A 13,728-nucleotide genomic window follows, 5' to 3' on the forward strand; every position below is an offset into this window, starting at 1 on the left:
AGGCCCCCGGATTTCGCTTCGCTCCATCCGGGCTACAGGTCCGCGGCTTTTACCGCGCGTTCCTGAGCCGCCGATCCAGATGATACGTCAACGCCAGCGAGAGGCAGACGGTGAGCTGCTGCTTTGGCAGCGCGCCGGATACGGGCAACAGCAAGGCCCTGGTCTGCCGATACTCGAACTGATCGGGAAAGCGCTCGCGGAAGGTATCGACCAGCGTCGTCTTGCAGTTGAACAGAATGGCGGCGTGCCCGGAATCCTTGACGCGGCCGAGCCGGATGGTGCTGCCGCTTCCGGACTGCTCGGTCAGATAGGCCGGTTCGCCCCATTTCAACGTCTCGGTCAGCGGACCGACGTCGTCATGCGCCTTGGCTGTCGCAAAGATGAGCTTGCGCACGTCGAGAAGGCGCCTGCGCAACGGCGCCGGAAAGGCGTCGAAGGCCCGGCTCACCTCGCACGGCAACAGCGGCTCAGTCACGGTCTCACTCTCGATCGATCGCCCATCGGTCTCGGCTGCGCGCCAGATCAAGCCGGCAGGCCTGCCTTGAGCAGGCCCGCCTCGTAGCGCTGACGATCCACGTCGCGCTTATAGTGCTGGGTGGAGAGATGATTGGCCACCGAAAAGGCCGGTTCACGCTTGAGAACTTCGGCTGCGTGCGCGCCGGCGGCAATCGCGTTGCCCATTTGCGCGAAGATCCCCGCAAGGGAGGCGTGATGGGTGTGATCGGGGCGTGTGATCCGTGAGAAGGCCTCGGCGGCTTCGGCGTATTTCTCGGCACAATAATAGGCGCGCCCGAGATGGCTCCAGAAGCGTTCCGGGTGATACGGGTTGAGCCGCATCGCCTTCTTGATCCAGTCGATACCCTCTTCAGGTCGGCCCAGCCAGGTCAGAAGTTCGCCCTGCTGCACCACGACCAGGTCGTAGTTCGGGTTGAGCGCGAGCGCCCGCTCCTGATGATAGGTGGCCTTGTCATGGTCGTCGCGGTTCAGATTGAGCGCCGCGAGGATGCGGTGGACGTCGCTGTCATTGTCGTCGAGGACCAGCGCGGTCTCCAGCTCTGAAGCCACCTGTTGGAAGGTGGCGTCGCGATCCGCGCACCAATTATAGACCCAGGTCTGACCCAGGACGCACGCCTTCCACGCGTGTGCGTGAGCATAGTTCGCATCGAGTTCGAGCGCCCGGTCGAGCAGAAGTTGCGCCCGCGCATTGTCTTCGCGATTGGAGCGATGATGCAGGACCTTGGCGGCCAGCACGCATTCATAGGCCGCCATGTTGTCGGTGGGCTTGCGGTTGGCCCGATCGTGCGTCGCCGCCTCGACGCGGCCGGGCAACGTGGCGGCGATCGCCCGGGTCATCTCGTCCTGGATGGCAAAGATGTCCTTGAGCTCGCCGTCGTAGCGCTCGGCCCAAATGTGCCGGTCGGTTTCCGCGTCGATCAGCTGCACGGTGACGCGGACGCGATCTCCGGCCTTTCGCACGCTGCCCTCGATGACATAATCGACGCCGAATTCGCGGCCGACGTCCTGCACCTTGACCGCCTTGCCCTTGTACACGAAGGTCGAGTTGCGGGAGATCACCAGCAGGTCGTGGAAGCGCGAAAGCTCGGTGATGATGTCTTCGGTCAAGCCGTCCGCAAAGAACTCCTGCTCCGGATCGCCGCTCATGTTGGCGAAGGGCAGCACGGCGATGGACGGCTTCTTCGACTTGCCCGTCGTCTTTGCGGTGCCCTTCGCGCCGTCTGGCGTGCTTGCCGGCCCCTCCTCCAGCCGAATCCGGTAGACGCGGATTGGACGGACGATGTTCTTGACGTTCTGCTCGCCGATATCCTCGAATGCAACGCCATCGAGGCGCAGGCCGAGCTGGTCGCGCACCGCGCTCGAGATGCAGATACCTCCAGGCTCGGCCAGCGCCTCCAACCGTGCCGCGACGTTGACGCCGTCGCCGAAAATATCGTTCTGGTCGACGATCACGTCGCCGAGATTGATGCCGATGCGGAATTGTATCCATCGCGGCGGCGGGACGTCGGCATTGCGTCGCCCCATCCGGCTCTGAATTTCGGCAGCGCACAGCACCGCGTCGACGACGCTATGGAATTCGACGAGCATGCCGTCGCCCGTCGTCTTGATGATGCGGCCGTGATTTTTGGCTATGGCCGGATCGATCAGCTCGATCCGGTGGGTTTTGAGGCGCGCGAGCGTGCCAGCCTCATCGGCCTCCATGAGCCGACTAAAGCCGACCATGTCAGCCGCGAGGACCGCTGCGAGCCTGCGCTCTGGCCCTGGCACATCCATGGCTCGGTCCCTTCACCGAGCACTCTAGCAGACGAGCGGATTTTGCCCAAGCTGGGTGCGCTGCAAATTGCGGCCGGACGAGGTACTCCTACCGGTGACGCCGCGGCCTCCTCGCCTCAGATCATCCCCAGCGCCTGCATGTAGGTCTCGAGAATCGTCTCGGCCTCGGCGCGCTCGTTGGGGTCCTGCTTGCGCAGGCGCACGATGGTGCGCAGCGCCTTGACGTCGTAGCCGTTGCCCTTGCTCTCGGCATAGACGTCGCGGATGTCGTCGGAAATCGCCTTCTTCTCCTCCTCCAGCCGCTCGATGCGCTCGATGATGGATTTGAGCTGGTCCTTGGCAAATTTCGTCGCGGGCTCGTCGTCGCGAACGGCGGCGGAGGTGGCCATCTTGGTACTCCCAATGGAACTGGCAAAACGAGGTGACGCCGGCATCCTCACCGCGCGTGCTGCTTGACCCTTAGGGTTGGCGGCCCCCGCGTTCAAGGCAGCATCGCGCTCGTCCACAGCGCGCCCACAGGAGATGAGAAGATACTGGAGATTGTCGTCATTCCGGGGCGCCCGAAGGGCGAACCCGGAATCTCGAGATTCCGGGTTCGATGCTGCGCATCGCCCCGGAATGACGGAGAAAAACTAGTGCCCGGGATGGACCTTCTTCATCGCTTCGAGCTGCTCGGGCGTCGCCGTGCCCTGGTGTTTCGCTTTCCAGGTCTCGTAGGGCATGCCGTAGACGGCTTCCCGGCTCTCGTCCTTGCTTAAAGCGACGCCTTGGGCATCCGCGGCGTCCTTGAGCCAATTGGACAGGCAGTTGCGGCAGAAGCCGGCCAGATTCATCAAATCGATGTTCTGGACGTCCGTCCGCGTCCGCAAATGCTCGACCAGGCGCCGGAAGGCCGCCGCCTCGAGCTCCGTTCTGGTTTTGTCGTCGATTGCCATCGTTCGCATCCCTGGCCGTGGCTCGTTGTCTGGCTAGACCCTTACGGGATCAGGTGGGGTCCTGTCACAGATTTTGCCATATCGCGGCGCAAACGGCCCATGAGCCCAAGCCGGGGGCCAGTTCCCCGGCCCTACGCCAAATCGTCAATCATCTGGTATACGTTCCGCGACAATGATCGCCGAATCTCCCCGCTCCCCCCTTCGCCTGCTCGCCCGGTTGGTCCCGGTGCTGATGGTCGGCCTGCTGTGCCTCTGGACCAGCCCGGCTTCCGCCGATTTCCGCCTCTGCAACAACACTGCGAGCCGGGTCGGCATTGCGCTGGGCTACAAGGACGCCGAGGGCTGGACCACCGAGGGCTGGTGGAACATCTCGTCCCGCTCCTGCGAGACCCTGCTCAGGGGAACGCTGGTCGCCCGCTACTATTACATCTACGCGATCGATTATGACCGCGGCGGCGAATGGTCCGGGCAGGCCTTCATGTGCTCGCGCGACAAGGAGTTCACCATCCGCGGCACCGAGGACTGTCTGGCGCGCGGTTATGACCGGACCGGCTATTTCGAGGTCGATACCGGCGAGCAGCGGGCCTGGACGGTCCAGCTCACCGACGCCAACGAGCAGCCCGCACAACAGCGCGTACCTGGTCTGCCGGGCCCGGTTGGTCCGGGGGGCGGCGTTCCGGGTTTGCCCAATAGCCCGCCCGGTGCTACGCCCCCGGGCTCGCCCGGCCTCCCACCCCCGCCTGGAAATAAGCCATGAGGCGTCTTCGCCGTATCAAGATTCTCGCGACCCTGGGACCTGCCTCTTCGGATCTCGCGATGATCCGCCGCCTGTTCGAGGCCGGCGCCGACCTGTTCCGCATCAACATGAGCCACACCCCGCATGACAAGATGCGGGAGCTGGTGGCGACGATCCGCAATGTCGAGTCGAGCTACGGCCGGCCGATCGGCATCCTGGTCGACCTCCAGGGGCCGAAGCTCCGGCTCGGCGCCTTCGCCGAGGGCTCGGTCCAGCTCCAGAACGGCCAGATCTTCACCCTCGATTCCGACAAGACGCCGGGCGACACCACCCGCGTCCATCTCCCGCATCCGGAGATTCTCGCCGCGTTGCGGCCCGGCCATGCGCTGCTGCTCGACGACGGCAAGGTGCGGCTGATCGCGGAAGAGACCTCGAAGGAGCACGCCGTGACCCGCGTCGTGGTCGGCGGCAAGATGTCCGACCGCAAGGGCGTCAGCCTGCCCGACACCGACCTGCCGGTCTCGGCGATGACGCCGAAGGACCGCGCCGACCTCGAGGCGGCGCTGGTCACTGGCGTCGACTGGATTGCGCTGTCCTTCGTGCAGCGCGCCGACGACGTGGTCGAGGCCAAGAAGATGATCCGCGGCCGCGCCGCGGTGATGGCCAAGATCGAGAAGCCGCAGGCGATCGACCGCCTCGCCGAGATCATCGAGGCCTCCGACGCGCTGATGGTGGCGCGCGGCGATCTCGGCGTCGAGCTGCCGCTGGAGCGCGTGCCGAGCCTGCAGAAGCAGATGACGCGGATGGCGCGCCGCGCCGGCAAACCGGTGGTGATCGCGACCCAGATGCTGGAATCGATGATCCAAGCGCCGGTACCGACCCGCGCCGAGGTCTCCGACGTCGCCACCGCCGTCTATGAAGGCGCCGACGCCATCATGCTGTCGGCGGAATCGGCGGCCGGCAAATTCCCGGTCGAGGCGGTCTCGACCATGAACCGCATCGGCGAGGAGGTCGAGCGCGACCCGATTTATCGTTCTGTGCTCACCGCTCAGCGCCCCGCCCCGGAATCCACCGCCGGCGACGCCATCGCGGATGCCGCGCGGCAGATCGCCGAGACGCTCGACCTGCCCGCCCTGATCTGCTGGACCAGCTCGGGCTCGACCGCCGTGCGCGTGGCGCGCGAGCGGCCGAAGCCGCCGATCGTGGCGATCACGCCGAACGTCGCCGCGGGACGCCGGCTGTCGGTCGTCTGGGGCGTGCACTGCGTGGTGGCGGAAGATGCGCGCGACCAGGACGACATGGTGAGCCGCGCCGGCCAGATCGCGTTCCGGGACGGCTTCGTCCGCGCCGGCCAGCGCGTGATCATCGTCGCCGGCGTGCCGCTCGGCATCCCCGGCACCACCAACATGGTCCGCATCGCCTCCGTCGGCCCCGAGGGCGGCGCGGATATCTGAAGTCGCGCAGGCGCGCGGCAGCAAAAATATCGAAAACAACCCCATGCACAGTAGCCGGCGACGGCCGGCCTGACGCGCGGTGGATTGGGCGAAGCGATTGAGGCGCCGCGCCAATCAGGCCGCGGCGCGCATCAGGCCCCGACCAGCGCCTTTGTTGTCGGCAGCAGCGTCTGCTGCACCACGAGGCCGCGGGCGCGGGCGTCCATGACGCCGACGGCGCGGAGCGCGAGCAGCGTCACGGTCTGCACCGCGTCGCGCATCTTGGCGGGGTCGTCGAGATTGTCGGGGGCGAGCGGTCCGACCAGGGCCTCGTGCAGCGCGCCGAGCAGCGCGGTGGCGGCGAGCGCGGTGTCCTGCGCCGGCAAATGACCGGCCCGCACCGCGGCGTCGATCCTCGCTGCGATCTCGCCGGCGATCTCGCGCCGGCTGGCAAGCCTGGAGGCGCTGACATCGACATCGACCGGCTCGGCCAGGATGCCCCAGGCCAACCTGCGCTGCGACAGGGTGTGGACCGCCACGGTGGTCACGGCAGCCGCCAGCGCCGAGGACGGGCCGGGTGCGGCATCGGCCGCCCGGCGAATCGCCGCGAGCTCGTCACGGGAGACCTCGGCAATCAATTCGGAGATCAGCTCGGCCTTGGAGGGAAAGTAGCGGTACACCGTGCCCGCCGCGACATTGGCCCGGACGGCGACCGGCGCGATCTGGACCGCCGCCATTCCGCCTTCCGCCGCAGCCTCCCGCGCCGCCGCGAGGATCGCGCTGCGCCTGGCCGCAAGGCGCTTAACCACTTGATGCGTCCGCCGATAAACCATGGCGCGCTTCCTGTCCCACACGCCCGCCGCACGCCCTGCGGCCGAACGCTTCGTCACCGATTTCGCTGCAAATCGCCCCCAAGAACTGAACAACTATTCAGAGCCGAACACAAGACGCAAATGCGCTGACGCTGATCTGCGATCACGCCCGCGCCGCAACAGGCTGCGCCGATGCAGCCGCGGCAGCGCGCCAGGCTGCGCAGCGGCCAAAGATCAGCCCGACGACGATGAGAATTGCCGGGAAGCCCACCGGCTGGCCGAGAAACAGGAAGGTTGCGAGCAGCGCGAAGACACAGAGCAAGGCCATCACCTCGTGGCGCGCGAAACCATCGTCGAGGCCGGCGCGGATGAGAAAGGCAATCGCGATCGCCAGCACAACCAGGTCGTACATGAACAGATAGGGCGTCGTCAGAAGCGTTGCCGCCGCAAGCATCGCCGCTTTCAGTGCATATGGCAGCCTGCTGCGCCACATCACGACCAGCACGACGGCAAGCGAGGCCGTCAACACCCACTGGAATATCCAGGCGAGCTGCTCGGTGCCGCCGAGATAGCGCACCAACGCGAAGATGCTCTGCATCTTGAACCAGGGCGCACGACCCTCGGTGAGGAAGGCCTGCGAGAACATCGGTATCCAGTGAAAGAAGGCCTGCCAGCTCTCGGTGCCGAAGGCGAGCCACGATACGGCTGCGATCGCGGCGGCGACGGTTGCGGCCGTCACAAGCACCGTCCATTCGGCGGCGGCGATCAGGACCAGCGGAAACAGCAATCCATATTGGGGCTTGTAACTAAGAAGGCCGAGGCAAATTCCGGCCAGCACCGGCCGCGTCGGCATCAGATAAAGCATGCCGCCGATCAGCGAGGCGGTGAGGAAGCCGTTCTGGCCGACCAGGATGTTGATGAATGCGGCGGGAAAGCCAACGGCAAGCACCAGACCCGCATTCCGTCCGATGATCGCGCGCATCACGGCGAGGTAAGGCAGCATGCTGAACGCGGCCCAGCCAATGAAAGCCGCGGAGTAAGGAAACTGCGCGAGCAAGGAGGCGACGAACAGGAAGGGCGGCGGGTAGTGCCAGGCGAAATGACCGACGAAGTCCTGCTTGAGCAGCGCGAGCTCGACCTGCTTCTGGATGTCCCAATCCCAGGCCTGCGCGGGATGGCCCTCGAGCGCCAACCTGCCGGCCGCCCAGACGTTGACGAAGTCCGTGGGGATGCCGCGGCCGTCCGCGCCGAAGATCCACACATGCGTGAGATAGGCCGTCGGAAAATACGCCAGCGTGACGATCGCCAGCACGAAGGAGATGTTGAGGAGCGCTGCGGGGACCGCGCCGTGACGGCCAACAGCAGGCGGGGCGGGCGAGACTTCAGCCATGCGGCTTCCCTTGACGCAATACAGTGACGCGGATGCGCTCACGTCATACACGCGCGTGACTTGAAGGAGGCTTAAGCCCGAGCCTCGAATCCCGCACGCCGATCGCCGAACCAAGCAAAAGAGCCCCGTCGATGACGGGGCTCTTCGTATTTCTGGTGGTGGTCCAGCTTACTTGAGGCTGGACGAGATCGAGCCGAACTTGGCATTCAGCGTGGTGCCGAGGTTGTTGACGACGGTGATGATCGCCAGCGCGATGCCGGCGGCGATCAGGCCGTATTCAATGGCGGTGGCGCCGGATTCGTCATTCACGAAACGCGAAACGAGGTTCTTCATAGACTGCTCCAAAAACTACACGAGGCTGGTCTGGTCTCATCGGCTTCCCAGCGCCGCCCGACCATGGAATTGAACCTAGAGGCAAAGAATTGCGCCGCAGTTAATTCGACTGCGTAAACACGGAGCGGGTTACGTCAATTCGGCGATGGTAAACTGAAATCTAAAACAATCCGTTAAATCGTCGAGACATGGGCCGAATCCGGCTTCGGCGATTTACCCGAAGTTATGACCGCCATGGTCCAATGCGGCCCGCTCGGCCAACCCGACAAGAACAAGCAGGACGACGAGGCGGCATGTCCCTTTCCTTCGCCAACGACATCGCGGTGCAGAGCCGCGCGCGAGCGCTGGTGCCGCTGTGCGTCGGTGCCGGCGCCTATCTCTTCTTCCTCTATGTCGGCGACACGCTGCTCCAGGACTCCGACTCGTTCTGGCAGATCAAGATCGGGCAATGGATTCTCGATCACCGCGCCCTGCCCTACACCGACTTCTATTCCTTCACGCGGCCTGGCGCGCCCTGGATCTCGACATCGTGGTTGTCGCAGGTGCTGTTCGCCTTCTCCTATGCGCAATGGGACTGGGCCGGGCCGGTGATCCTCACCGCGATGGCGACCGCGCTCACGGCCGCAATCCTCGTCTATTTTCTCGACGCGCAGCTCGAGATCCCGCGCTCGGTGCTGTTTGCGATGCTGGCGCTGCTGCTGTCGCTGCATCATATCCTGACGCGTCCGCATATGCTGGCGCTGCCCGTCATGGTGGCGTGGGTTGGCATGCTGATGGCGGCGGCCGACCGCAGGAGCGCACCGTCCTGGTACTGGCTGCCCCTGATGGCGCTGTGGGCGAACCTGCACGGCGGCTTCGTGCTGGGTCTGGCGCTGATCGGTCCGATCGCGCTCGAGGCCGTCGAGCATGCCGAAAAGGGACGACGGCTTGCGCTGTTCATGCGCTGGGTGCTGTTCGGCATCGGCGCGCTGATCGCGACCTGCTGCACGCCTTACGGCTGGAGAACGCCACTGGGCGCGACCAACATCCTCGGCCTCGGCGAGCTGTTGACGGTGATCTACGAATGGATGCCGGCGAATTTCTCCTCCTTCACGGCGTTCGAAGGTGCACTGCTCGGCCTGATCGCGCTCGGTTACTATCGCGGCCTCGTGCTCTCGGCGCCGCGGATCTTCCTGATCCTGTTCCTGACCTGGAGCGCGCTGACCCATGTCAGGAGCATCGAGGCATTTGCGTTCCTGGTGCCGCTGGTGCTGGCGAAGCCGCTCGGCCAGATGTTCCCGCGCCAGGAGCCGGACGCAGCCGGCAGCGACAGCTGGCCGGCCCGCTATGTGACTGCGCTCGGTGCGCTGATGATCGTGGCAGCGGCGTGGACCTCGACGTCGATCTACATGGGGCACCACCGCTTTACCTTCACGATGGCGCAGACACCCGTTGCGGCGGTCGATCTGCTCGAGCAACGCAAGGCGCAGCGGATCTTCAACGGCTACCAGTTCGGCGGTTATCTGATCTCGCGCGGCATCCCGGTCTTCGCCGACGGCCGCGCCGAGCTCTATGGCGAAAAATTCGTCATGGACTTCTTCAAGGCGACGGAGGGGAAAAAGCCCGAGCTGCTGCCTCGCCTGCTCGACGAGTACAAGATCGACGCGACGCTATTGGGCGCCGATGCCCCGGGCCCCCAGATCCTCGATCACCTCGAGGGCTGGAAGCGGATCTATACAGACGACATCGCGGTGATCCATGTGCGAGACCGCGCGCCAGGGGCGGCCGCGCCGGCAAAACCATGACGATCGCGGCCAGTCTTCCCATCGCGCGCCGCCAGCGCAATCTGGCGCCGCTTTGCGTCGCGGCCGCGACCTATTTGCTGCTGCTGGTGAACGGCGACAGCCTGCTGCACGATCCGGACACGCTCTGGCAGATCAAGGTCGGCCAATGGATCCTCGACCACCGGGCCGTGCCCTGGACCGACTTCTATTCCCTGACGCGCGAGGGCGAGGCCTGGCTCTCGACGTCCTGGCTGTCCCAGGTGCTGTTCGCGACAACCTATTCGCATTGGGGATGGGCGGGGCCCGTGGTCCTGACCGCGGCCGCGATCGCGGTGGCGATGCGACTGCTGCTGGCCCTGCTGCAACGGCATCTCGATCTGCCTTATGCGCTGCTGTTTTGCCTGCTGGCGATGACGCTGGCGACGCCGCATCTGCTGGCCCGCCCCCATGTGCTGGCGCTGCCGGTCATGGTCGCCTGGGCCGGAGCATTGATGGCCGCAGCCGACCGCGGTCACGCGCCCTCCTTCCTGCTGCTGCCGCTGATGGTGCTGTGGGCCAACCTTCACGGCGGCTTCGTGCTCGGGCTCGCCTTGATCGGGGCGATCGGGCTCGAAGCGCTCTGGAACGCGGCGCCGGCGCGCCGGCTCGCGCTCGCATTGCGCTGGACCGCATTCGGGCTTGCGGCGCTGGCGGCGAGCTGCTGCACACCCTACGGACTGGACACCTTGCTGGGTGCTGCCCGCATCCTCAGCCTCGGCAAGTCCTTCGCGGTGATCGCCGAGTGGCGCCCGGCCGATTTCAGCTCGTTCAGCCCGTTCGCGGGCGCGCTCCTCGGACTGCTCGGTCTCGGGCYGTCCCGCGGCCTCGCACTGTCGCCGCCGCGTGTCCTGCTGATCCTGGTCGCCACCTGGATGGCGCTGGCGCATATCCGCAGCATCGAGACGTTCGGCGTGCTCGTTCCGCTGGTGCTGGCGCAGCCGCTGAGCGGCAGGCTGAGGCCTGCGTCGGAGGCGCCGGGCGCTCTGCGGATCGTCCCGGGCGCGCCGGCGGGGCTGATCGCGCTGGCGATCGTCATGGCCACCGTCAGCGCGACCGCGGCCTTTGCGGCACATCATGCCTTCGAATTCTCCGCGACGCGGGCGCCGGTTGCCGCGGTCGACGTTCTCAGCCAGCGCAAGGCCGCACGCATCTTCAATTCCTATGACTTCGGCGGCTATCTGATCGTTCGCGACATCAGGCCCTTCGTCGACGGCCGGTCGGAGCTTTATGGCGAAAAATTCCTGATGGATTATTTTGCCGCCGAGGACGGCCGCAACGTCGCCGGCCTGCTGCGCATGCTCGACGACAACAGGATCGACGCGACGCTGCTCTCCGCGGGCTCGCCCGCCGCCCAGATCCTGGACCACATCAAGGGCTGGAAGCGGCTCTACGGCGACACGATCGCGGTGATCCATGTGCGGGACGATACGGGCGGCGCGGCCGCGGCGACGTCGAAGTGAAGACGCAGCTCAAGGGCGTGTACTCATAAAGGTGAGATGTCCGCTTCTGAGTGTGAAGCAGACTTGAGCAGGCACTCCGGCGAGAGAGATTCGGGCTGAGTAAGGATTCGCAGCCCGGCGATGTCGCCCGACAGCTGATACTTTGTAACTTTCGTAAAACCCACCGCGCCCGGACGGCCGGTCATTCAACTTCGATCACGAGAACAGAAAGGTCCCAATCAGCAGGCCCGCTGCGAAAGCGAGAAGCCCCAAAGTGGAGGCTGAAACGATACGGATGAGGATGCGAACTTGCTCCTCGTACTCCTCTTCCGCGGTCTTGTGGGACCGAGCCGTCATTGCAACTGCCCTGCCATCGCCCAGATTGGCCAAATCTACGCTCGAAATCATGGTCAACAAGAGGCATTTTAGCCCCGCCGCGATGCCCTGTTCGTGATCTGGCGGGCATCTCTTCAACGGGGAGGATCTTTGAAGCCTCCCTTGAGGTCCGTTCAATGGGGCCTTAGCGGACTGAATTTGCTCACGTTCTGCTCTTCGCGTTTTGACCGAACGAGACATTGGCAGGCGATCCTCACACCGATAGCATGGTATGATGCATATCCTTGATGAGATAGCTGATGCTTGGGGTTGGCGAGCTGTGCGGCCAACTTCACTTGTCATGCAGAATGAATTTGGCAATGTGATCTTCACTGGTGAAGACGGGCAATACTGGCGCATATGCCCCGAGGAATTATCTTGCGAGGTTGTTGCGATCAATGAAGAGGACTTTGCAAGGCTGCAAAACGCAGACGAGTTCTTGAAAGATTGGACAATGCGAGAACTCGTTGAACGAGCTCGCGCAACGTTGGGAATGCCGGATGCCAAGCGATGCTATTGCCTGAAACTTCCCGCCACCCTTGGCGGCGTTTGCGCGCTCGAAAATATTGGGACTATCGATAGAGCAGAGCTGATCTCATTCTCGGGCCACATTGCGAAACAGATCAATGATCTTCCCGACGGAGCCCAGATCCGGCTCAAGCTCACCGACTAAGCTTCAGGGTGTGGTGCTCTTGTGAGACTCTTAGCATCCCAACAAAAGAAACGTCAGACCGTAGGGTGGGCAAAGCGCAAGCGTGCCCACCATCGCGAAGCACTCCGTGGTGGGCACGGCGCTTCGCGCCTTTGCCCACCCTACGTCTTGGTCATGGGCTAACGTCCCGTGGTCGAACAGGAAGACGTGTCATGCCGTTTCGCAATCTCTTCATCGCACTTCTCGTTACGGTCTCGATCAACGCGGCGCATGCGGCGCCGCGATGGCTGAACTTGCCGCCGACGCCGACATTGCCCAAGGCAGCGCAGAGCGGCTTCGCGCCCGTCAATGGCATCAAGGTCTGGTACGCAATGTTCGGGCGGGGTGAGCCCGTGCTGTTGCTGCATGGCGGTCTCGCCAACGCCAACTATTGGGGCCACCAGGTCCGTGCGCTGCAACGGCGCTATCAGGTCATCGTCATGGAAAGCCGCGGGCATGGGCGCAGCAGCCGCAACCAGGAGCCCTATGGCTACGATCTGATGGCCTCGGACGTGGTCGGGCTGCTCGACCATCTCAAGATCAAAAAGGCGGCGATCGTGGGCTGGAGCGACGGCGCGATCATCGGCCTCGACATCGCCATGAAACACCCGGAGCGGGTGAGCAAGCTGTTCGCTTTCGCGGCGAACTCGGATCCATCCGGCGTTGCCGACATTGCGTCAAGCGACGTCTTCAACGCCTACATCGCGAGAGCCGGCGAGGAGTACAAGCGCCTCTCACCGACGCCTGCCGCGTACAACAGCTTCGTCGCGGAGATCACCAAGATGTGGGAGAGCCAGCCGAAATGGACGGCCTCCGACCTCGCATCGATCAAGGTCCCGACCTGGATCGTGGACGGCGATCACGACGAGGCGATCAAGCGCGAGAACACCGAGTTCATGGCGGCGAATATTCCGGGGGCGGGCCTGCTGATCCAGCCGGAGGTCAGCCATTTTTCGTTCCTGCAGGATCCCGAGCAGTTCAACGACGACGTGCTGCGTTTCCTGGAGCGTGGCTGGGAGAGGGCAGGAGCCGCGGCGAAGTGAAATATCGTAGCAACCATTAAAGCACGCCAAGTCATTGCGAGCTCAACAGCAGCAACACCGTCATTGCGAGCGTAGCGAAGCAATCCAGACTGCCGCCGCGGAAAGATTCTGGATTGCTTCGCTGCGCTCGCAATGACGGAGGCTGCGGCTACGGCTCGCGCTCCCCAACGGCGCCGGGGCTACTTTGGGAGCTTGATGCGGTCCTTGACAGGGATCACGAGCTTGAGGCCTGACCAGACGTCGTCGACGGCGCAGACCTTGATGTCGACGAGACCGTTTGCGAGCGCGGTCTCGCGCACCAGCGTTTCCGTCACGTCAGTCGCGACGCCCGAGGCCCTCTTCGGCCATGATGCCCAGATCATCCCATCAGGTGCGATCGCCTTGCGGTAGCTGCGCAGCTTGACCGCAAAGCCTTTCGCTTCGGTCGCGAAGACATGCACCATGTCGAGC

13 protein-coding genes and 1 pseudogene are annotated in these 13,728 nt (G+C 64.5%); 6 read left to right on the forward strand and 8 right to left on the reverse strand.

The annotated features are described in order from the left end of the window. Positions 1 to 49 precede the first annotated feature (49 nt). From ACXJL8_RS16160 to ACXJL8_RS16175, 4 genes are all read right to left on the reverse strand, one after another. Positions 50 to 475 (reverse strand): DUF1801 domain-containing protein, encoded by a 426-nt coding sequence (locus ACXJL8_RS16160; RefSeq protein ID WP_456620268.1) that lies wholly within the window; start codon positions 473 to 475, stop codon positions 50 to 52. A 47-nt stretch (positions 476 to 522) separates the two neighbouring features. After that, positions 523 to 2,289, reverse strand: a complete 1,767-nt coding sequence (locus ACXJL8_RS16165) for an adenylate/guanylate cyclase domain-containing protein (protein ID WP_456620267.1) — start codon at positions 2,287 to 2,289, stop codon at positions 523 to 525. A 116-nt stretch (positions 2,290 to 2,405) separates the two neighbouring features. Then, a complete protein-coding gene (locus ACXJL8_RS16170) occupies positions 2,406 to 2,678 on the reverse strand; it encodes a DUF2312 domain-containing protein (protein ID WP_008546273.1) in 273 nt (90 codons plus the stop codon). Positions 2,679 to 2,921: 243 nt separating this feature from the next. Further along, a complete protein-coding gene (locus ACXJL8_RS16175; RefSeq protein ID WP_456620265.1) occupies positions 2,922 to 3,224 on the reverse strand; it encodes a DUF1244 domain-containing protein in 303 nt (100 codons plus the stop codon). Between the two features lie 172 nt (positions 3,225 to 3,396). On the opposite strand from ACXJL8_RS16175, the gene ACXJL8_RS16180 reads away from it, so the two are divergent. Together ACXJL8_RS16180 and pyk are read left to right on the forward strand one after the other, a co-directional pair. Next, positions 3,397 to 3,981 carry a DUF1036 domain-containing protein gene (locus ACXJL8_RS16180; RefSeq protein WP_456620264.1) on the forward strand — a complete coding sequence of 195 codons (585 nt, stop codon included), beginning with the start codon at positions 3,397 to 3,399 and terminating at the stop codon, positions 3,979 to 3,981. After that, positions 3,978 to 5,414: a pyruvate kinase gene (gene pyk / locus ACXJL8_RS16185; protein WP_456620263.1), complete on the forward strand. Its 1,437-nt coding sequence runs from the start codon at positions 3,978 to 3,980 to the stop codon at positions 5,412 to 5,414. Before ACXJL8_RS16180 ends, pyk begins: the two co-directional genes overlap by 4 nt. 131 nt (positions 5,415 to 5,545) lie before the next feature. On the opposite strand, the gene ACXJL8_RS16190 is transcribed toward pyk, so the two are convergent. The 3 genes from ACXJL8_RS16190 to ACXJL8_RS16200 form a co-directional block, all read right to left on the reverse strand. Then, positions 5,546 to 6,226, reverse strand: a complete 681-nt coding sequence (locus ACXJL8_RS16190; RefSeq protein ID WP_247390641.1) for a TetR/AcrR family transcriptional regulator — start codon at positions 6,224 to 6,226, stop codon at positions 5,546 to 5,548. A 142-nt stretch (positions 6,227 to 6,368) separates the two neighbouring features. Then, complete coding sequence (locus ACXJL8_RS16195; protein ID WP_456620262.1) at positions 6,369 to 7,595, reverse strand: glycosyltransferase family 87 protein; 1,227 nt, start codon at positions 7,593 to 7,595, stop codon at positions 6,369 to 6,371. 168 nt (positions 7,596 to 7,763) lie between these two features. Beyond that, a complete protein-coding gene (locus ACXJL8_RS16200) occupies positions 7,764 to 7,928 on the reverse strand; it encodes a Flp family type IVb pilin (protein WP_027532446.1) in 165 nt (54 codons plus the stop codon). 293 nt (positions 7,929 to 8,221) lie between these two features. On the opposite strand from ACXJL8_RS16200, the gene ACXJL8_RS16205 reads away from it, so the two are divergent. The 4 genes from ACXJL8_RS16205 (at position 8,222) to ACXJL8_RS16220 (ending at position 13,278) form a co-directional block, all read left to right on the forward strand. After that, positions 8,222 to 9,712 carry a hypothetical protein gene (locus ACXJL8_RS16205; RefSeq protein ID WP_456620261.1) on the forward strand — a complete coding sequence of 497 codons (1,491 nt, stop codon included), beginning with the start codon at positions 8,222 to 8,224 and terminating at the stop codon, positions 9,710 to 9,712. Beyond that, complete coding sequence (locus ACXJL8_RS16210; protein ID WP_456685232.1) at positions 9,709 to 11,190, forward strand: hypothetical protein; 1,482 nt, start codon at positions 9,709 to 9,711, stop codon at positions 11,188 to 11,190. The genes ACXJL8_RS16205 and ACXJL8_RS16210 overlap by 4 nt, the downstream gene beginning before the upstream one ends. A 586-nt stretch (positions 11,191 to 11,776) precedes the next feature. Beyond that, positions 11,777 to 12,217 (forward strand): T6SS immunity protein Tdi1 domain-containing protein, encoded by a 441-nt coding sequence (locus ACXJL8_RS16215; protein ID WP_456620259.1) that lies wholly within the window; start codon positions 11,777 to 11,779, stop codon positions 12,215 to 12,217. A 191-nt stretch (positions 12,218 to 12,408) separates the two neighbouring features. Beyond that, complete coding sequence (locus ACXJL8_RS16220; RefSeq protein ID WP_456620258.1) at positions 12,409 to 13,278, forward strand: alpha/beta fold hydrolase; 870 nt, start codon at positions 12,409 to 12,411, stop codon at positions 13,276 to 13,278. 179 nt (positions 13,279 to 13,457) lie between these two features. Here the strand turns inward: ACXJL8_RS16220 and ACXJL8_RS16225 are convergent. Continuing rightward, a pseudogene (locus ACXJL8_RS16225) lies at positions 13,458 to 13,728 on the reverse strand (DUF3052 domain-containing protein); the annotation flags it as partial.

Source organism: Bradyrhizobium sp. P5_C11_2 (genome assembly GCF_054049755.1).

Excerpts from the sequence above, each read along its gene's own strand:
- pyk (WP_456620263.1), top strand. The coding sequence starts at position 3,978 with ATGAGGCGTCTTCGCCGTATCAAGATTCTCGCGACCCTGGGACCTGCC.
- ACXJL8_RS16220 (WP_456620258.1), top strand. The coding sequence starts at position 12,409 with ATGCCGTTTCGCAATCTCTTCATCGCACTTCTCGTTACGGTCTCGATC.
- ACXJL8_RS16170 (WP_008546273.1), bottom strand. The coding sequence starts at position 2,678 with ATGGCCACCTCCGCCGCCGTTCGCGACGACGAGCCCGCGACGAAATTT.
- ACXJL8_RS16175 (WP_456620265.1), bottom strand. The coding sequence starts at position 3,224 with ATGGCAATCGACGACAAAACCAGAACGGAGCTCGAGGCGGCGGCCTTC.
- ACXJL8_RS16165 (WP_456620267.1), bottom strand. The coding sequence starts at position 2,289 with ATGGATGTGCCAGGGCCAGAGCGCAGGCTCGCAGCGGTCCTCGCGGCT.
- ACXJL8_RS16215 (WP_456620259.1), top strand. The coding sequence starts at position 11,777 with ATGATGCATATCCTTGATGAGATAGCTGATGCTTGGGGTTGGCGAGCT.
- ACXJL8_RS16180 (WP_456620264.1), top strand. The coding sequence starts at position 3,397 with ATGATCGCCGAATCTCCCCGCTCCCCCCTTCGCCTGCTCGCCCGGTTG.
- ACXJL8_RS16195 (WP_456620262.1), bottom strand. The coding sequence starts at position 7,595 with ATGGCTGAAGTCTCGCCCGCCCCGCCTGCTGTTGGCCGTCACGGCGCG.
- ACXJL8_RS16205 (WP_456620261.1), top strand. The coding sequence starts at position 8,222 with ATGTCCCTTTCCTTCGCCAACGACATCGCGGTGCAGAGCCGCGCGCGA.
- ACXJL8_RS16190 (WP_247390641.1), bottom strand. The coding sequence starts at position 6,226 with ATGGTTTATCGGCGGACGCATCAAGTGGTTAAGCGCCTTGCGGCCAGG.
- ACXJL8_RS16200 (WP_027532446.1), bottom strand. The coding sequence starts at position 7,928 with ATGAAGAACCTCGTTTCGCGTTTCGTGAATGACGAATCCGGCGCCACC.